The organism is Sphaerisporangium rubeum (assembly GCF_014207705.1).
Taxonomy (GTDB): Bacteria; Actinomycetota; Actinomycetes; order Streptosporangiales; family Streptosporangiaceae; genus Sphaerisporangium; species Sphaerisporangium rubeum.
The window spans coordinates 4,641,140-4,659,636 of sequence record NZ_JACHIU010000001.1 but is presented as its reverse complement, the minus strand read 5'-3'; the positions used below and the strand labels follow the sequence as shown (position 1 = coordinate 4,659,636).

Sequence of the window (18,497 nt, the reverse complement as noted above, 5' to 3'; positions counted from 1 at the left end):
GAGAGCTCGGCGCGCAGTGAGACGCGCCGACCGGCGACCTGCGCCTGACCGCCGCCGGCACCGGCCACTGGTAGCCACCGCGACCGGAGGCCTCAGCTCAAGCCACCGCGACCGGAGGCCTCAGCTCCTGCGAGAGGTGGCGGCGACCGCGAGCTCGGTGAGGGCCTCGCGCGCGTCGGGCGTGAGCGGCGCGTGGTCGAGGGCGCCGAGCGCGTCGTAGAGGTACTGCTTGATCATCTCCTCGCTGGCGGCCAGCGCGCCGGTGTCCTCGATGATCTGGCGCAGCCGCGCCAGGCCCTCGTCGTCCAGCTCGGGGTCGCCGAGCAGGCGCCGTACGTCCTCCGCCTGCGCCGGGGAGGCGGCGGCCACGGTGCGGGCCACGAGCATGGTGCGCTTGCCCTCACGCAGGTCGTCCCCCGCGGGCTTGCCGGTCTCCACGGGGTCGCCGAACACGCCGAGCAGGTCGTCGCGCAACTGGAACGCGATGCCGACCTTGTGCCCGTAGTCGACGCACAAGCGGTCGATCCACTCGCTCCGCTCGCGCGCGGCGAGCACCAGGCCGAGCCGCAGCGGTTGCTCCACCGAGTACTTGCCGCTCTTGTGCAGCGCCACCCGCAGCGCGCTGTCGAACGTGCCGCCTCCTTGCGCCTGTTCGAGCAGATCGAGGTACTGGCCGCACATCAGCTCGGTGCGCATGTGGTCGTGCACGGGCTGCGCGGCGGCGAGCGCCTCGGGAGGCAGGCCGCTGGTGCGCCACATCTCACCCGACCACACCAGCAGCAGGTTGCCGAGCAGCACCGCGGCCCCCTCGCCGAACTGCCGCGCCGAGCCGAGCCAGCCCGACGCCTCGTGCAGCGCCTCGAAGCGGCGGTGCGCGGACGGCAGGCCCCGGCGCAGGTCGCTCGCGTCCATGACGTCGTCGTGGATCAACGCGCTGGCCTGGAGCAGTTCGAGCGACGCGGCGGCCGTCAGGATCGCGGGGTCCTGGTCCCCGCCGGCGCCGCGCCAGCCCCAGTAGCAGAAGGCGGGCCGCAGACGCTTGCCGCCGGCCAAAAAGTCCTTCGCGGCCGACAGGAGCGGCGCCAGTTCCGGTGCGCCGACCAGGGGACGCTGCCGGTCGACGAACTCCTGCAGCCGGTCGTCCACCGCGGCGCGCAGGGCCTCCGTGACGGCGAAGGATGTGGTCATGTTCTGAGCCTAATGTCCCGAGTGCCCCGCTAAGCCCCATGGGGCGTCCCCTGTCACCGCCTATCGCACCCGAGTCGGGGAACTGGGGACCGCGTATCGGGGCCGCGGCACAAGGCGCGGCGGCGCGTGCACCTGTAGCCTGGTATCCATGGCTTCAGGTCGTCCTTCCGTCCTGCCCGGCCGCGTGCCCACCGTCCGCGAGCTTCTCGCCGCCGGTGACCGGTCGTTCTCGTTCGAGTTCTTCCCCCCGAAGACCGACACCGGGGAACGGCTGCTCTGGCGCGCGATCCGCGAGCTCGAGGCGCTGCGCCCCACCTTCGTCTCGGTGACCTACGGCGCGGGGGGCTCCACCCGTGACCGCACCGTCGAGATCGTCGAGCGGCTCGCGCACGAGACGACGCTCACCCCTGTGGCCCACTTCACCGCGGTCGACCACTCGCTGCGGGAGCTGCGCCATCTGATCGGCCGCTTCGCCGGGGCCGGGGTGCGCAACATCCTGGCCGTCCGCGGCGACCCCCCCGGCGCCGACCCCCTCGCCGAGTGGGTGGCGCACCCCGAGGGTGTGCACTACGCCGAAGATCTCGTGCGCCTGATCCGCCAGGCCGGCGAGTTCTGCGTGGGTGTGGCCGCGTTCCCCTACCGCCACCCCCGCTCACCGTCGGTGGAGTCGGACACCGACTACTTCATCCGCAAGTGCCGCGCCGGGGCCGACTACGCCATCACCCAGATGTTCTTCCGCGCCGAGGACTATCTGCGGCTGCGTGACCGCGTCGCCGCCAAGGGCTGCGACACCCCCATCATCCCCGGCATCATGCCGGTCACCCAGATGAGCACCATCGAGCGCTCGGAGAAGCTCTCCGGCGCTCCGTTCCCCCCTGAGGTGGCCGCGCGCTTCGAAGCCGTCGCCGACGATCCCGCCGCCGTCCGCGACCTCGGCATCGAACACGCCGCCGAGCTCTGCCAGACCTTGCTCGACGAAGGCGCCCCCGGCATCCACTTCATCACCTTCAACAAGAGCAGCGCCACACGAGAGGTGTACCAGGCCCTGGCCCCCTCCCGCCCCACCGCCAACGCGGTCTGAGACGACCGAGACCGCAAGATCCCCCGGGCCGACCGGAATCGGACTCGGCTGGTAACGGGGTCGGCCGGTAGCGAATTCGACCGGTAGTGAGGTCGGCTGCTATCGGACTCGGCCGGTAACGGGGTCGGCGGTAGCGAACTCGACTGATAGTGAGGTCGGCTGCTATCGGGGTCGGCCGGTCGGAACTCGGCCGGTCGGAACTCGGCCGGTCGGGACTCGGCCGGTCGGGACTCGGCCGGTCGGGACTCGGCCGGTCGGGACTCGGCCGGTCGGGACTCGGCCGGTCGGGACTCGGCCGGTCGTTCGACGCTGGAGTGGCCGCACCGGTCGGCGATGGTCGCACCGGTCACTCGGCGACGGTAACGCTGCTCCGTGACAGGTCGGCGGAAGCAGTGCCGGTCAGCCGGACCCGGCGTTCCGGTCAGCCGGCCAAGGGGGTGCGGACGGGGAGGGTCGGCTGGCTGGGGAGGCCGAGGATCTCCTCGACGACGCGGACGAAGGTGTCGGCTTCCGTGGTGAGCTCGTCGGCGTCTTTGGGGGTCACGGCGCGGACCATGCCGGCTTCGGCGGCGGCGCGCTTGGTGGCGCTGACGGCGAAGTAGGCGGCCCACTGGGCCAGGCGGGGCTCGGCTTCGGGGAGGAGCTCCCAGGCGCTGCGCAGACGGCGCCTGCGGCCGTCCATGGGCCGGGGGAGGGCCGCGATGACGGCGGCGGCGGCGCGCAGGGCCGCGAGGTGCGCCGCGACGTAACGCTCGGCCGCGGTGGTGGCCGCGGTGGCGTCGGCGAGACAGGAGTGCGCGTCGGACATGTGTGCGCGCACGGTCGGTGAGACCCGGGGGCCTTCTTCGGACGTTCGAGTCATGTCACCCTCCTTGGGGTCGTGACTCCGGCGGTCACCGCCGGTGAGAATCACAGTCGCAGATACCACCGACAATTTCGGTGGTGCCGCATTTCGTGGTCACTCGGCCGTTCGCTCCTCGCTCTCCCGGCCCGGCACCGCCCCGTGCCACGGGCCCGCGAATCTCTATTCCCGCTTTCCGCCTTTTCGAGTTGCCCGTATTTCACCGAAGGCGCGGTGCGCCGAGTGGCGAGAAAAGGCAGGAGGGGATTCCCGCCGGGACCGGACGAGGAGCTTCCCCTCTCCCCGCCCGGCCGACGCCACTTGGCGCCCTGCGCCAGGAGGTGAGGGCGGGCCGCGAGTCCCACCCCCACGCTGTCGAACATAGATTCGACCGGACCCGGTGTCAAGCACGACACGAACACCCGTTCGATCGGGTCGTCCGCGCACACGAAGCGCCGTGCTGCCGTGCAGGCGGCGCCGGCGCCGGCGATCTCGGGTCGACGATCTGGACGTGGGACATGGTCAGTAGTGGTAGTACTCGCCGACGGTCTCCCGGCGGCGGGTGCCATTCGTCCGGGACGTCATGTCGTCCGTGCGCACGAAGGGTCGCGCCGCCATTCACGCGGCGACGGCCGGGATGGCGGGTCGTCCGCGTACGCGGAAGGCCGCGGCCGTCAACCGGCCGCGGCCCTCGTGAGGTGCGGGTACGTCAGCGGCGGAACTTGCCGCGTACGTGCACGGGGACGCCTGTGCCGAGCATGCCGGGGAGGATCTCCGCGACGTGCATCGGCAGGCGCACGCACCCGTGCGACGCCGGGTACAGCGGGACCGACAGCGCCCCGTGGAACGCGATGCCCCCGTTGAAGAAGATCGGGTTGTACAGCTGTCCCAGGTAGGACTTGTGCCAGCCCGAGCGCCGCCAGGTGGTCTTGTAGTCCCCCGTCGGTGTCCGCGCGTCACCGCAGAACCGCTGCTGCTTCCCGTCCCAGACCGCCGTCTCGCAGTACGGGATGCCGCTGCCCGAGGAGACGTGCGTGATGAGTTTCGGCACCCCCGCGGCGTACAGCACCGCGACCTGCAGGGTGAGGTTGACCTCCATCCGGTCCGGCTTGCCCCGAGGCACCAGCACCTTGGGTGCCTTGGGGTTCTCGAGCGCACGCCAGGTGCGCGCGGTGACGGTGCTGGTGGGCTTGAGCCCCTGCACCTTCTGGAAGGCCCAGACGGCGGACATCGTCGTCCCGCCGTACTTGGCGTCGATCTTGCCGGGCACGTAACCGAGCTCCAGCAGCCGGGTCTGCAGCGCCTTGACCGCCGCACCCTTCGCGCCGAGCTTGAGCGTGCGGCCGGGCGCCGTGAACGGCGTCGGCGCCTGCGCCGGGCTCGCGGTGGTCACCGGCGAGGTGACCGTCGTGCCCGTGGCCGTGAGCGCCGTCGCGGAGGCCGGGACCGTGGCGGCCGAGGCCGTCGTCCCCCCCGTGAGCCCCGCGAGGAGCACGGCCGTCGCGGTCATCGCCGCCGCGGCGGCGAGCCGCGTCCTACTTGCCATGTCGCTTTTTCCCTTCCCAACTCCATGATCTGGTCAACGGACAGTAGCGCACCGATCATGAACGGACGCGTAGTGTGCCGCAGATGTAATCAATGGTCCATGTCCCGTCATCATGTTTAGAGTGTCCGCGTGCCAGAAAAGTTGCATCCGAGCGTGATGAAGGTGACCGAGGCCCTGCGCGGGCTCGGCGCGGCGGGTGAGGTGGTCGTGCTGACCGACCCGGCGCCGACGGCGGTCACGGCGGCGGCCCAGCTGGGCTGCGAGGTCGGCGCGATCGCCAACAGCCTGGTCTTCGACGCCGACGGCGCGCCGCTGCTGGTGCTGACCAGCGGCGCGCACCGGGTGGACACCGGCCTCGTGGCCGGCCTCGTCGGGGTCGCCAAGGTCAAGCGGGCCACCCCGGACTTCGTGAAGGCCGCCACCGGTCAGACGATCGGCGGCGTCGCGCCGGTGGGCCACCCCGCGCCGATCCGCACCCTCGTCGACAAGTGGCTGAGCCGGCACGAGGTGGTGTGGGCCGCGGCGGGCCACGCGCACACGGTGTTCCCCACGACGTTCGACGAGCTCGTCCGTATCACCGGCGGCACCCCTGTCGAGGTGGAGTAGACCGCGGACGGCGGCAGGTCCGGGCCGGTGTGGTTCCGGGGGAAGTTCAGGGGGTTGTGGCGATTCGGTCCGGCGGCGGGCTCAGGCGGTCGGTGGGATACGGGGATACGGATCCGCCGGGAGGCCGGGCCGGGGCCGGCGGGTACGGTCCGGCGCGCCTGCGGGGATGGTCAGGGGGAAACGGGGGGTGAAGGTCGATTTGACCGGCTTTCGACCGCTCGTCGATGAGGGCCCTGCTAGTGTGCGATAAGTGATCGAACTGCGACGCACCGGTCCCGAAGGGTTCACCGCCGCGCTGGACACCGTCATCGAGATCTACACCGCGGCGATGCGTCCCCCGGCCGACCAGTTGTCGGGACGGCAGGGGATCATGCGCAACCACGCGACCTTCCCCGGCTTCACCTGCCTGCTCGCCGAGACCGACGGCGACGTCGTCGCGGGCTTCGGGTACGCGTTCCACGGCGCACCCGGCCAGTGGTGGCACGACGTGGTGCGCCGTGCGCTGGAGGACCGGCAGGGCCGTGACGTGGCCGTCGCGTGGTTCGGTGACGCGCTGGAGATCGCCGAGATCCACGTGCGTCCCGACTACCAGGGCAAGGGGGTCGGCCGGCGTCTGGTGCGCGGACTGTGCGAAGGCAGGCCCGAGCGTACCGCCGTGCTGTCGACCCATGACCAGCCGACGGCGGCACGCCATCTGTACCGGCGGCTCGGTTTCACCGACCTGCTCGGCGGGTTCGTGTTCCCCGGCGGCTACGAGCGCTACGCGATCGTGGGGGCGACGCTCCCGCTACGGCCGCAGGCGTAGCGGGACCCCGTCGTGCGTCGCGTCAGAAGGACTCGACGGCGCGGCGCGCCTCGGCGTCCAGCACACCCCAGGTGATGAGCTCCTCGGTGAGCTCGGTGGGGGACTTGTCGTAGATGACGGCGAGCGAGCGCAGATCCTCCTGGCGGATCGACAGCACCTTGCCGTTGTAGTCGCCACGCTGGCTCTGGATGGTCGCGGCGTACCGCGCGAGCGCGCCGGCCTTGTCCTTCGGCAGCTGCGCGAGGCGCTCCAGGTCGATCACCAGCTTGGGTGTCGGGCCAAGGGGGCTCGGCGCGGAACCGCCGGGGAGCAGCTCCGAGACCGGCACCCCGTAGAAGTCGGCGAGTTCGGCCAGCTTCTGCACGGTCACAGCCCGGTCACCACGCTCGTAGGAGCCCACGACGACGGCTTTCCACCGGCCTCGCGACTTCTCCTCGACCCCGTGCAGTGAAAGTCCCTGCTGGGTGCGGATGGCGCGCAGGCGAGCTCCCAGCGACTTGGCGTAGTCAGACGGCATGTGTGGCCCCCCGGCTTTCTATGAACGTTCTCACTAATTGTGCGCCTTGCGACGTATCACCCAGCGCTCGGGTCCGGTACCCGGGGCAGGCACCAACGGTGACCGTCGCGTCGAGGTTTATCCGAGAACGTCGCGAGGTGTGGTTACGGACAGTGACGGTAAAGGTGTGGGCGTGATTGGTCAAGCTGATTGGAAAAAAGATGCCGAATCCTGTCCGGTCCAGCGCCGATCCACCTGACCGGCCGGACCGTGCCAGGTGTCCCCGCCGGCGCCGCGACGGCCGTGATCCGCCCGCCGTGCCCCGGCCTCCTGACCGTGCGGCGCGGGCCACCGAGCGCGCGACGCGCCGTCGGAGGCACGATGCGGTACCGGAAGGACCCGCTGGTCAGCCGCCCACTATACGGCCATTTGCGCAGCTTGGTGGAGTGTGTACCCGTTCGGAGGCTTTCTCGGCGGGCTGCTACCGTGGTGACGCCAAGCTTCCTTTAAGACCCGTCCTGTGAGGCGGGAAAGGCGGTGACCTTCATGGACGGCGCCCGAAAAACGGCGCACGACGGTGACCACGCGGACGAGCGTGCCGTGCTGGAGGCCCCGGACATCAACCGGGCCCTCACCCGCATCGCCCACGAGATACTCGAACGCGCCAAAGGCCCCGACAACCTCCTCCTGCTCGGCATCCCGACCAGGGGCACCTTCCTCGCGCGCAGGCTGGCCGACCGCATCGAGCAGGTCGAGGGCCGGCCGGTGGCCTGCGGCTCCCTCGACGTCACCATGTACCGCGACGACCTGCGGCTCAAGCCGGCCCGCGCCATCGGCCGCACCGACCTGCCCCCCGACGGGGTGGACGGCCGCATCGTGATCCTCGTCGACGACGTCCTGTACTCCGGCCGCACCGTGCGCGCGGCCCTCGACGCGCTCAACGACCTCGGCCGTCCCACGGCGGTGCGGCTCGCCGTGCTCGTGGACCGCGGCCACCGCGAGCTGCCCATCCGCGCCGACCACGTCGGCAAGAACCTCCCCACGTCGCGCGCGGAGACGGTACGCGTGTGCCTGTGGGAGACCGACCAGCGGGACGCCGTCCTGCTGCGGGGAGGCCACTGATGAACCGCCACCTGCTGTCCACGGCCGACCTGTCGCGCGACGACGCGCTCCTCATCCTCGACACCGCCGAGCAACTGTCGCGGGTCTCGGACCGTTCCATCAAGAAACTGCCGACCCTGCGCGGCCGCACGGTGGTCAACCTCTTCTTCGAGGACTCCACCCGCACCCGCATCTCCTTCGAGGCCGCCGCCAAGCGCCTGTCCGCCGACGTCATCAACTTCTCGGCGAAGGGCTCCAGCGTCTCCAAGGGCGAGAGCCTGAAGGACACCGCGCTCACCCTGCAGGCCATGGGGGCCGACGCCGTCGTGGTGCGCCACAGCGCGTCCGGCGCGCCGCACCGCCTCGCCACCTGGGTGGACGGCAGTGTGGTCAACGCCGGCGACGGCACCCACGAGCACCCCACCCAGGCGCTGCTCGACGCCTTCACCATGCGCCGCCGCCTCGGCGAGCTGGACGGCCGCCGGGTGACCATCGTCGGCGACGTGCTGCACAGCCGGGTCGCGCGCTCCAACGTCCACCTGCTGCACACCCTCGGCGCGCAGGTCACCCTGGTGGCCCCGCCGACGCTGCTGCCGGTCGCCATGGACGGCTGGCCGTGCGAGGTGTCCTACGACTTCGACGCCGTGCTGCCGAAGTCCGACGCGGTCATGATGCTGCGCGTGCAACACGAGCGGATGAACGCCTCGTTCTTCCCCTCGGCCCGCGAGTACAGCCGCCGCTACGGCCTGGACCCCGACCGCCTCGGCCGCATGCCGGACGGCGCCATCGTGATGCACCCCGGCCCGATGAACCGCGGCATGGAGATCGCCGCCGACGTCGCCGACTCGGGCCGCTCCACCATCGTCGAGCAGGTCACCAACGGCGTGACCGTGCGCATGGCCGTGCTGTACCTGCTGCTTTCCGGTTCCGAGTCCGCCATCGGGGGAGACAAGTGACCTACCTCATCACGGGTGCGCGCCTGCTCGGCGGCGACCCGTGCGACATCCTGATCGACGGCGGCCACGTCGCCGAGGTCGGGACGGCCCTGGACGCCGGCCGCGCCACCCGGGTGGACGCCGACGGCCTGATCGCCCTCCCCGGCCTGGTGGACCTGCACACCCACCTGCGCGAACCCGGCAGGGAGGACGCCGAGACCGTCGAGTCCGGCACGGCCGCCGCCGCGCTCGGCGGCTACACGGCCGTCCACGCCATGGCCAACACCTCGCCGGTCGCCGACACCGCCGGCGTGGTCGAGCAGGTGTGGCGGCTCGGCCAGGAGGCCGGCCACTGCGACGTGCGGCCCGTCGGGGCCGTCACCGCGGGCCTCAAAGGCGCGCAGCTCGCCGAGCTCGGCGCGATGGCCGACAGCGCGGCCCGCGTGCGGGTCTTCTCCGACGACGGCGTGTGCGTCTCGGACGCGGTGCTCATGCGCCGCGCGCTGGAGTACGTCAAGGCGTTCGACGGCGTGATCGCGCAGCACGCGCAGGAGCCGCGGCTCACCGAAGGCGCGCAGATGAACGAGGGCGAGGTGTCCGGCAGGCTCGGCCTCGCCGGCTGGCCCGCAGTGGCCGAGGAGGCGATCATCGCGCGCGACTGCCTGCTCGCCGCGCACGTCGGCTCCCGGCTGCATGTCTGCCACGTCTCCACGGCCGGCTCCGTCGAGATCATCCGCTGGGCCAAGTCCAAGGGGTGGGACGTCACCGCCGAGGTCACCCCGCACCACCTGCTGCTCACCGACGCGCTCGCCGAGGACTCACCCGCCGGGCCGTACAACCCGGTGTACAAGGTGAACCCGCCGCTGCGCACCGCCGCCGACGTGCGGGCCCTGCGTGAGGCGCTGGCCGACGGCACCATCGACTGCGTCGCCACCGACCACGCGCCGCACCCGGTGGAGGACAAGGAGACCGAGTGGCCCGCCGCGGCCATGGGGATGGTCGGCCTGGAGACGGCCCTGTCGGTCGTGCAGGAGGCCATGGTGGAGACCGGGCTGCTCGACTGGGCCGGGGTGGCCGACCGCATGTCCACCCGTCCCGCGCGCATCGGCCGGGTGACCGGTCACGGCGGCCCGCTGCGCGCCGGGGCCCCCGCCAACATCACCCTGGTCGACCCCTCGGCCCGCGCCGAGGTCGACCCCCGCGGCTTCGCGTCCAGGAGCCGCAACACGCCCTACGTGGGCATGACACTGCCTGGCAAGGTCGTGGCGACGTTCCTGCGGGGCCGTCCCACCGTCTCCGAAGGGAAGCTCACGTGACGCGCGCGACCACCGCCGTCCTGGTGCTGGAGGACGGCAGGGCCTTCCACGGCACGCCGTACGGCGCCGAAGGCGAGACGTTCGGCGAGATGGTCTTCAACACCGGCATGACCGGCTACCAGGAGACCCTGACCGACCCGTCGTACCACCGGCAGATCGTCGCCATGACGGCACCGCACATCGGCAACACCGGCGTCAACGACGAGGACCCCGAGTCGTCCCGCATCTGGGTCGCCGGGTACGTCGTGCGCGAGCCCGCGCGCGTGGCGTCCAACTGGCGTTCGCGCCGCTCCCTGGACGAGGAACTGCGGGCCCAGGGGGTCGTCGGCATCGCGATGCCCGGCACTCGTGCGCTCACCCGTCACCTGCGCGAGCGCGGCGCCATGCGGGCCGGGGTGTTCACCGGCCCGCACGCCTCGGTGGAGGAGCTGGCCGAGCGGGTGCGGCGGAGTCCGTCCATGGTGGGGGCCGACCTCGCCACACAGGTGTCCACCGCCGAGCCGTACGTCGTGGCGGCGCACGGCGAGAAGCGGTTCACCGTCGCGGCCATCGACCTCGGCATCAAGGCCATGACGCCGTACCGCATGGCCGAGCGCGGCTGCGAGGTGCACGTGCTGCCGGCCACGACCACCGCGGCCGAGGTGCTCGCGCTGAACCCCGACGGGGTGTTCCTGTCCAACGGCCCCGGCGACCCGGCCGCCGCCGACTACGCCGTCGAGACCCTCACCGGCGTCATGGACAGCGGCACACCGGTGTTCGGCATCTGCTTCGGCAACCAGATCCTCGGCCGCGCGCTCGGCCTCGGCACCTACAAGCTGCGGTACGGCCATCGCGGCGTCAACCAGCCGGTCCAGGACCGCCGCACCGGCAAGGTGGACATCTCCGCGCACAACCACGGTTTCGCCGTCCAGGCGCCGCTTGAGGGCTCGTTCGACACGCCGTACGGCCGGGCCGAGGTCAGCCACGTCAACCTGAACGACGACTGCGTGGAGGGCCTGCGGCTGCTGGACTACCCGGCGTTCAGCGTGCAGTACCACCCCGAGGCCGCCGCGGGGCCGCACGACGCCGCCGGCCTGTTCGACGAGTTCCGCGCACTGATGGCGACCAAGGGGGACCGGCGTGGCTAAGCGCACCGACATCCACTCGATCATGGTGATCGGCTCGGGGCCGATCGTGATCGGGCAGGCGTGCGAGTTCGACTACTCGGGGACGCAGGCGTGCCGGGTGCTGCGCGCCGAGGGCTACCGCGTGATCCTCGTCAACAGCAACCCCGCGACGATCATGACGGACCCGGAGTTCGCCGACGCGACCTACGTCGAGCCGATCACCCCCGACATCGTCGAGAAGATCATCGCCAAGGAGCGGCCCGACGCGCTGCTGCCGACCCTCGGCGGCCAGACCGCGCTCAACACCGCGGTGGCGCTGCACGAGGCCGGCGTGCTGGAGCGGTACGACGTCGAGCTGATCGGCGCCGACATCGCGGCCATCCAGGCGGGGGAGAACCGCGAGCTGTTCAAGGGCATCGTGGCCCGCGTCGCCGCCGAGCACGGCCTGAACGCCGAGTCGGCCCGCTCGGTGATCTGCCACAGCCTGGACGACTGCCTGGCCGCCGTGGACACCCTCGGCTACCCCCTGGTGGTGCGGCCGAGCTTCACCATGGGTGGCGTGGGCTCGGGCTTCGCCTACGACGAGGAGGGGCTGCGCCGCATCGCCGGCGCCGGGCTCGACGCCTCGCCGACCGGGGAGGTGCTCCTTGAGGAGTCCATCCTCGGCTGGAAGGAGTTCGAGCTGGAGGTGATGCGCGACCGGGCCGACAACGTCGTCATCGTCTGCTCCATCGAGAACATCGACCCCATGGGGGTGCACACCGGCGACAGCGTCACCGTGGCCCCCGCGATGACGCTCACCGACCGCGAGTACCAGAACATGCGCGACGTCGCCATCGCGGTGATCCGCGAGGTCGGCGTGGACACCGGCGGCTGCAACATCCAGTTCGCGGTGGACCCCCGCACCGGCCGCATGATCGTCATCGAGATGAACCCCCGCGTGTCGCGGTCCAGCGCGCTGGCGTCCAAGGCCACCGGCTTCCCCATCGCCAAGATCGCCGCCAAGCTCGCCGTCGGCTACACGCTGGACGAGATCCCCAACGACATCACCAAGGAGACCCCGGCGTCGTTCGAGCCCTCCCTGGACTACGTCGTGGTCAAGGTGCCGCGGTTCGCGTTCGAGAAGTTCGCCGGGGCCGACCAGACCCTGACCACGCACATGAAGTCGGTCGGCGAGGCCATGGCCATCGGCCGGTCCTTCCCCGAGGCGCTGCAGAAGGCCCTGCGGTCGCTGGAGCGCAAGGACTCGTCGTTCGCCTGGGACGGCGACCCCGGCGGCAAGGACGAGCTGCTGGCGGCCTGCCGCACCCCGCACGACGGCCGCCTGCGCACCGCGCAGCGCGCCATCCTGGCCGGCGCCACCCTTGAGGAGCTGTACGAGGCCACGTCCATCGACCCGTGGTTCCTCGACCAGCTCTACCTGATCGACGAGGAGGCGCGGGCCCTCGCCGACGGCGAGCTGACCGCGCAGGCGCTGACGCGGGCCAAGCGGCACGGCTTCTCCGACGCGCAGATCGCCGGCCTGCGGGGCCTCGCCGAGGCCGAGGTGCGGCGGCTGCGGCACGAGCTCGGGGTGCGGCCGGTGTACAACACCGTGGACACCTGCGCCGCCGAGTTCGCCGCGCGCACGCCGTACCTGTACTCGACCTACGACGAGGAGACCGAGGTCCCCTACGGAGACCGGCCCAAGGTCATCATCCTCGGCAGCGGGCCCAACCGCATCGGCCAGGGCATCGAGTTCGACTACGCCTGTGTGCACGCGTCCTTCGAGCTGTCGAGGGCCGGGTACGAGACCGTGATGGTCAACTGCAACCCCGAGACCGTGTCCACCGACTACGACACCTCCGACCGGCTGTACTTCGAGCCGCTCACCCTGGAGGACGTGCTGGAGGTCGTGCACGCCGAGCGCGAGACCGGGCCGGTCGCCGGGGTCATCGTGCAGCTCGGCGGCCAGACGCCGCTCGGGCTCGCGCAGGCGCTCAAGGACGAGGGGGTGCCGGTGGTCGGCACCAGCCCCGAGTCGATCCACCTGGCCGAGGACCGCGGCGCGTTCGGCCGCGTGCTCGCCGAGGCCGGGCTGCCGGCGCCGAAGCACGGCACCGCGATGACCGTCGGCGAGGCCAGGGCCGTGGCCGAGGAGATCGGCTACCCGGTGCTGGTGCGGCCCTCGTACGTGCTCGGCGGGGCCGGCATGGCCATCGTGTACGACGAGGACACCCTCGCCTCGTACATGGAGCGCGCGACAGGCGAGCACCCGGTGCTGGTGGACCGGTTCCTCGACGAGGCCATCGAGATCGACGTGGACGCGCTGTTCGACGGCGAGGAGCTGTTCCTCGGCGGCGTCATGGAGCACATCGAGGAGGCCGGCATCCACTCCGGCGACTCGGCGTGCGCGCTGCCGCCGATCACCCTCGGCGGGTACGACATCAAGCGCATCCGCGCCGCCACCGAGGGCATCGCGCGCGGCGTCGGCGTGCGGGGCCTGCTGAACGTGCAGTACGCCATGTCGGCCGGCGTGCTGTACGTCCTCGAGGCCAACCCGCGTGCCAGCCGCACGGTGCCGTTCGTGTCCAAGGCCACGGCCGTGCCGCTCGCCAAGGCCGCGGCCCGGATCATGATGGGGGCCACCGTCGCCGAACTGCGCGCCGAGGGCATGCTGCCGCGCACCGGGGACGGCGGCGCGCTGCCGATGGACGCGCCGATCGCGGTCAAGGAGGCCGTGCTGCCGTTCAACCGCTTCCGCGGCGTGGACACGGTGCTCGGGCCCGAGATGCGGTCCACCGGCGAGGTGATGGGGATCGACGAGGTGTTCGGCACGGCCTACGCGAAGTCGCAGGCCGCGTCCTACGGGTCGCTGCCGACCAAGGGCCGCGCGTTCGTCTCGGTGGCCAACCGCGACAAGCGCGCGATGATCTTCCCGATGAAGGCGCTGGCCGACCTCGGGTTCGAGATCCTCGCCACCGAGGGGACGGCTGAGGTGCTGCGCCGCAACGGGGTCCATGCCAAGATCGTGCGAAAGCAGAGCGACGGCCCCGGACCCGACGGGGAGCCCACCATCGTGACCCGCATCCTGGACGGCGAGGTCGACCTCATCGTGAACACCCCCTTCGGCGGCCCCGGCCAGTCCGGGCCGCGCCTGGACGGCTACGAGATCCGCACAGCGGCCGTCCTGAGAGGCATCCCGTGCGTCACCACTGTGCAGGGCCTCGCCGCGGCCGTGCAGGGCGTCCAGGCGATCGCCGCCGGGTCGGTGGGCGTACGGTCGCTGCAGGAGCACGCCGAGCGGCTGCGCGGCTGAACGACCCCTGCGGGAGGTGAAGGAGACGGCCGGTACCGCGGTACAGGTGACGGGCACGGTGCTGACCACGCGCCGCGTCGACGCCTACCACGCCCTCACCGTGGTCGCCCCCGGCATCGCCGAGCGGTTCCGCCCCGGCCACTTCGTCACGGTGGCCGTCGGCGGGCCGCACACCTCCATGCCGGCCCGCCGCGCCTTCGCCGTGCACGACGTCAAGCCCGACTACGGTGGCACGGTGGAGCTGGTCTTCGCCGTGCGCGGCCGGGGCACCGCGTGGCTGGCCGAGCGCAAGGCCAGGGACACCCTGGACCTCGTCGGACCGCTCGGCCGTCCCTTCCCTGTGCCGCGCGATCCCGCGGCGTGCGTGCTGGTCGGCGGCGAGTACGGATCGGCGTCGCTGTTCGCGCTCGCCGACGTGCTGCAGCGGCGCGGCTGCCGCGTCGACTTCGTGCTCGGCGCCGCGTCCGCCGACCGGGTGTTCGGCGCGCTCCGCGCGCGGCGCATGGGGGAGACCACCACGTTGACCACCGAGGACGGCTCGCTCGGCCTGCGCGGCCGGGTCACCGACGCGCTGCCGTCGGTGATCGCCGACGCGCGGGCCGACGTGGTCTACGCGTGCGGGCCCATGGCCATGCTGCGCGGGGTGACCGCGGTCGCCGTCGAGTTCGACATCCCCGTGCAGGTCTCGATCGAGGAGGCCATGGCCTGCGGCTACGGCGTCTGCATGACCTGCGTCGTTCCGGTCATCGGTGACGACGGCGTGACCCGCATGGTGCGATCCTGCGTGGAGGGGCCGGTGTTCCGCGGCGAGCGCGTGCGGTTCGAGGACATCGGCACCATCCCGTTCGACGCCCTGGGTGCGCCTGGGGGACGAGCACAGGAAGGGGGTGCTCACACCCGAAATGTCAGTTGACATGCGGACCTACCTCGCGCACGTCGAACTGGCCAACCCGATCACCACGGCCGCCGGGTGCGCCGCCTCCGGCGACGAGCTCTCCCAGTTCGTCGATCTGTCACGTCTCGGCGCGTTCGTCACCCGGTCCATCACCATGGCGCCGAGGGCCGGACGGCCGACCCCCCGCATGGCCGAGACCCCGTCGGGCCTGCTGAACGCCGTGGGCCTCCAGGGGCCAGGCGTGGACGTGTTCCTGGAACGCGAACTGCCGCGCCTGGTCGACCGCGGCGCGCGGGCCGTGGTGTCGATCGGGGGCGGCAGCGTCGCCGAGTACACCGCGCTGGCCCGCAGGCTCGCCGACGCGCCGGGGGTGACGGCCGTCGAGGTCAACCTGTCGTGCCCCAACGTCGAGGACCTCGGCCGGGTCTTCGCGCGCGACCCGGCCGCCGCCGCCGAGGTCGTCTCCTCGGTGCGCGCCACCATGCGCTACGACGTGCCGGTGGTGGCCAAGCTGGCCCCCGACGCCGCCGACATCGTGGCCGTCGCACGCGCCTGCGTGGACGGCGGCGCCGACGCGCTCGCGATGATCAACACGCCGCTCGGCATGAGCATCGACGTCGACACCATGCGTCCCGCGCTCGCCGCAGGCACCGGCGGCCTGTCGGGGCCGGCCGTGCGGCCCCTGGCGGTGCGCTGCCTGTGGCAGGTGCACGCCGCGCTGCCCGGTGTGCCGATCGTCGGCATGGGAGGCGTGTTCAGCGGCAGGGACGCGCTGGAGCTCATCCTGGCGGGGGCCTGCGTCGTCTCTGTCGGCACCGCGCTGTTCCACGACCCCTACGCGTGCCTGCGCATCCTGCGGGAGCTTGAGGACCTGCTCAAGGAGCGCGGCTTCGAGCGGCTGGCCGACGCCGTCGGCCTGGCCCAGCGACCACCCGGGGCCGGACCCCGGCACCGTATCGACCTGGAGGAGAGCTCCCTGTGACGTCCGCACCCATCGCCGTCGCCTTGGACGCACCTGATCTGGAGACGGCGGCCCGCTGGGCTGCCCTGGTCACACCGCACGTGAGCACCGTGAAGGTCGGCCTCGAACTCTACCTGCGCTACGGCCCCGACGTGCTGGCCTCCGTGCGAGGGGCCAGCGGGGTCCAGGTCTTCCTCGACCTGAAGCTCCACGACATCCCGAACACCGTCGCCGGGGCCACGCGCGCGGTCGCGCGGCTCAAGCCCGCGATCTTGACCGTGCACGCCTCAGGCGGCCACGCCATGATCAAAGCGGCGGTGGAGGCCGCCCCGTACACCCGTGTGGCCGCCGTGACGGCGCTGACGTCGCTGTCGGAGGCCGATCTGGAGCGCCTTGGGGTCAGGGGACCCGCCGGGGACGCCGTGCGCCGTCTGGCGGTCGAGGCCGTCGGCGCCGGGGCCCAGGCCCTGGTCTGCTCACCCCGCGAGGTCGCCGCGGTGCGTGCCGAGGTCGGGCCGGACATCATGCTCATCACCCCGGGCGTGCGTCCCGCCGGATCGGACACCCAGGATCAGGCAAGGGTAGCGACTCCTGAGCGTGCCATCGCCGACGGAGCCGATCTCCTCGTGATCGGCCGGCCCATCACCGCCGCCACCGACCCCGGAGCCGCCGCGGCCGGCATCGCCGCGGCGCTGAGGCGCGTCGTACCGAACTGACCCGCCGAGGACTCCGCGCCGGCCCGTCCGCCGCGCCGGCGTGCCACCGTGTCCCGTGGCGAAAGCTGTCACCTTCCGTAGCGGCCGGTGGCCGAGTGTGTTCGCGTCCGGCATTCCCGTGACGGTCCCAGGGTCGTCCGCGTGGAAATTGGATCGATCTAATGGTGCACAAATCTACAAAGCTAACATTTCGGATAAAAAACGTATAAGGCCTGTAATCCGGCGGAGCCGAAAGCCGTCCAGGCCAAGGGGCCGATGTGCTCACACGGCGTGTCCGGGGTGGCGGGCCCGCCTGGCGGGCCGGGCGGTGAGGTGGCAGTACAGGCGGGTTTTGTCGACACACAGCGATGTGACGGCTACTAAGGGTGAGGAATTGAAGTTTATGTGGGGAGAAACTGGTCTTGACGTTGCCTGAAGGGCCCAAGACCAGCTAGTTTCCCCTCCCGTCCGAGTACATCGACAGAAATTCGAGGTGACCCGGCGTGGCTCTTCCTCCCCTGACCCCCGAGCAGCGCGCCGCAGCCCTGGAGAAGGCTGCCAAGGCCCGCAAGGAGCGTGCCGAGGTCAAGAACCGGCTGAAGCACGGCGCGGTTTCTCTGGCTGAGGTGCTGAAGGATGGTCAGACCGACGACGTCATCGGCAAGATGAAGGTGTCGGCCCTTTTGGAGTCGCTCCCCGGCGTGGGCAAGGTCCGCGCCAAGCAGCTCATGGAGAGACTCGGTATCGCCGAGTCCCGTCGCGTACGGGGTCTCGGTGCGAACCAGCGCTCCTCCCTGGAGCGCGAGTTCGGCGGCGGCGAGAGCTGATCTCGGCTGACGCCGGCACGAACTATCGGGGGTGTGGAGTGACCGGTATGTCCTGGCCCGAAGGGAGGGGCGCGCGAAGGGCGCCCGTTTTCGGGGGGTTCGGGACAGGTGGCGGTGATCCCATGCCTCCATCCGGGAGTCCGGAGGGGACCGACCTCTCCTCCGGACCGAAGGGAAACCGCCTGACGGTGCTGTCCGGGCCGTCGGGTGTCGGCAAGTCCACGGTCGTCGCCGAGCTTCGGCGGTCCCACCCGGAGGTGTGGCTGTCGGTCTCGGTGACCACCAGGGCGCCGCGACCAGGGGAGCGGCACGGAGTCGAGTACTACTTCGTGCCGGGCTCCGAGTTCGACCGCCTGGTGGCCGGCGGTGAGCTGCTCGAATGGGCGGAGTTCGCCGGCAACCGGTACGGCACCCCGCGCGCGCCGGTGGAGCGCAGGCTCGCCGAGGGGGTGCCCGCGCTGCTGGAGATCGACCTGCAGGGTGCGCGCCAGGTGCGCGACACCATGCCGGACGCGCTTCTGGTCTTCCTGGCCCCCCCGAGCTGGGAGGAGCTGGAGAGCCGCCTGCGCGGCCGCGGCACCGAGCCCGAGGACGTCATCGCGCGCCGCCTGGCCGCGGGACGCGTCGAGATGGCCGCCGAGAAGGAGTTCGACCTCACGCTCGTCAACACCGCCGTCGAGGACGTCTGCGGCCGGCTCATCGAGCTTCTGGTCCGCGACGACTCCCACCCTCGCCGGCACTGAGACGACCGCCGCTCGCCGTCCGGCCTCCATCGGTCTCGTCACGGAATGCTCCGGGGA

At 71.6% G+C, this 18,497-nt stretch carries 17 protein-coding genes; 13 read left to right on the top strand and 4 right to left on the bottom strand.

What is annotated here, in order from left to right; genetic code table 11:
- Positions 1–120: 120 nt before the first annotated feature.
- Positions 121–1,188: a polyprenyl synthetase family protein gene (locus tag BJ992_RS20005; RefSeq protein WP_184983223.1), complete on the bottom strand. Its 1,068-nt coding sequence runs from the start codon at positions 1,186–1,188 to the stop codon at positions 121–123.
- 148 nt (positions 1,189–1,336) lie between these two features.
- Here BJ992_RS20005 and metF point away from each other — a divergent pair, with 148 nt between their 5' ends.
- Positions 1,337–2,269, top strand: coding sequence for a methylenetetrahydrofolate reductase [NAD(P)H] (metF, locus tag BJ992_RS20000; RefSeq protein WP_184983221.1), 933 nt, complete (start codon positions 1,337–1,339; stop codon positions 2,267–2,269).
- Between the two features lie 421 nt (positions 2,270–2,690).
- Here metF and BJ992_RS19995 read toward each other — a convergent pair whose 3' ends face one another.
- A complete protein-coding gene (locus BJ992_RS19995) occupies positions 2,691–3,131 on the bottom strand; it encodes an SAV_6107 family HEPN domain-containing protein (protein ID WP_184983219.1) in 441 nt (146 codons plus the stop codon).
- Between the two features lie 688 nt (positions 3,132–3,819).
- Complete coding sequence (locus BJ992_RS19990; RefSeq protein ID WP_184983217.1) at positions 3,820–4,656, bottom strand: L,D-transpeptidase family protein; 837 nt, start codon at positions 4,654–4,656, stop codon at positions 3,820–3,822.
- Positions 4,657–4,812: 156 nt separating this feature from the next.
- On the opposite strand from BJ992_RS19990, the gene BJ992_RS19985 reads away from it, so the two are divergent.
- Both BJ992_RS19985 and BJ992_RS19980 read left to right on the top strand, forming a co-directional pair.
- Entirely contained in the window at positions 4,813–5,262 is a 450-nt protein-coding gene (locus tag BJ992_RS19985; RefSeq protein WP_184988561.1) for a YbaK/EbsC family protein, read from the top strand.
- A gap of 250 nt (positions 5,263–5,512) precedes the next feature.
- Positions 5,513–6,067, top strand: coding sequence for a GNAT family N-acetyltransferase (locus BJ992_RS19980; RefSeq protein WP_184983215.1), 555 nt, complete (start codon positions 5,513–5,515; stop codon positions 6,065–6,067).
- A 22-nt stretch (positions 6,068–6,089) separates the two neighbouring features.
- On the opposite strand, the gene bldD is transcribed toward BJ992_RS19980, so the two are convergent.
- Positions 6,090–6,584: a transcriptional regulator BldD gene (gene bldD, locus BJ992_RS19975; RefSeq protein ID WP_184983213.1), complete on the bottom strand. Its 495-nt coding sequence runs from the start codon at positions 6,582–6,584 to the stop codon at positions 6,090–6,092.
- Between the two features lie 525 nt (positions 6,585–7,109).
- On the opposite strand from bldD, the gene pyrR reads away from it, so the two are divergent.
- The 10 genes from pyrR (at position 7,110) to gmk (ending at position 18,440) form a co-directional block, all read left to right on the top strand.
- The gene (gene pyrR / locus BJ992_RS19970; protein WP_184983212.1) at positions 7,110–7,685 is read left to right on the top strand and encodes a bifunctional pyr operon transcriptional regulator/uracil phosphoribosyltransferase PyrR; all 576 of its coding nucleotides are present in this window, start codon (positions 7,110–7,112) and stop codon (positions 7,683–7,685) included.
- On the top strand, positions 7,685–8,620 hold the full coding sequence (locus BJ992_RS19965; protein WP_184983210.1) for an aspartate carbamoyltransferase catalytic subunit: 936 nt from the start codon (positions 7,685–7,687) through the stop codon (positions 8,618–8,620). The genes pyrR and BJ992_RS19965 overlap by 1 nt, the downstream gene beginning before the upstream one ends.
- The gene (locus tag BJ992_RS19960; RefSeq protein ID WP_184983208.1) at positions 8,617–9,915 is read left to right on the top strand and encodes a dihydroorotase; all 1,299 of its coding nucleotides are present in this window, start codon (positions 8,617–8,619) and stop codon (positions 9,913–9,915) included. Before BJ992_RS19965 ends, BJ992_RS19960 begins: the two co-directional genes overlap by 4 nt.
- Positions 9,912–11,042 carry a glutamine-hydrolyzing carbamoyl-phosphate synthase small subunit gene (gene carA / locus BJ992_RS19955; RefSeq protein WP_184983206.1) on the top strand — a complete coding sequence of 377 codons (1,131 nt, stop codon included), beginning with the start codon at positions 9,912–9,914 and terminating at the stop codon, positions 11,040–11,042. The genes BJ992_RS19960 and carA overlap by 4 nt, the downstream gene beginning before the upstream one ends.
- Positions 11,035–14,319 carry a carbamoyl-phosphate synthase large subunit gene (carB, locus tag BJ992_RS19950; RefSeq protein WP_184983199.1) on the top strand — a complete coding sequence of 1,095 codons (3,285 nt, stop codon included), beginning with the start codon at positions 11,035–11,037 and terminating at the stop codon, positions 14,317–14,319. The genes carA and carB overlap by 8 nt, the downstream gene beginning before the upstream one ends.
- Positions 14,320–14,335: 16 nt before the next feature.
- Positions 14,336–15,232 (top strand): dihydroorotate dehydrogenase electron transfer subunit, encoded by an 897-nt coding sequence (locus BJ992_RS19945; protein WP_184983192.1) that lies wholly within the window; start codon positions 14,336–14,338, stop codon positions 15,230–15,232.
- A complete protein-coding gene (locus BJ992_RS19940; protein WP_184983190.1) occupies positions 15,222–16,196 on the top strand; it encodes a dihydroorotate dehydrogenase in 975 nt (324 codons plus the stop codon). The genes BJ992_RS19945 and BJ992_RS19940 overlap by 11 nt, the downstream gene beginning before the upstream one ends.
- Positions 16,193–16,891: an orotidine-5'-phosphate decarboxylase gene (pyrF, locus tag BJ992_RS19935; protein WP_184983188.1), complete on the top strand. Its 699-nt coding sequence runs from the start codon at positions 16,193–16,195 to the stop codon at positions 16,889–16,891. The genes BJ992_RS19940 and pyrF overlap by 4 nt, the downstream gene beginning before the upstream one ends.
- A 482-nt stretch (positions 16,892–17,373) precedes the next feature.
- Positions 17,374–17,697, top strand: a complete 324-nt coding sequence (gene mihF / locus BJ992_RS19930) for an integration host factor, actinobacterial type (protein ID WP_184983186.1) — start codon at positions 17,374–17,376, stop codon at positions 17,695–17,697.
- Positions 17,698–17,819: 122 nt separating this feature from the next.
- On the top strand, positions 17,820–18,440 hold the full coding sequence (gene gmk / locus BJ992_RS19925) for a guanylate kinase (protein ID WP_184983184.1): 621 nt from the start codon (positions 17,820–17,822) through the stop codon (positions 18,438–18,440).
- Positions 18,441–18,497 lie beyond the last annotated feature (57 nt).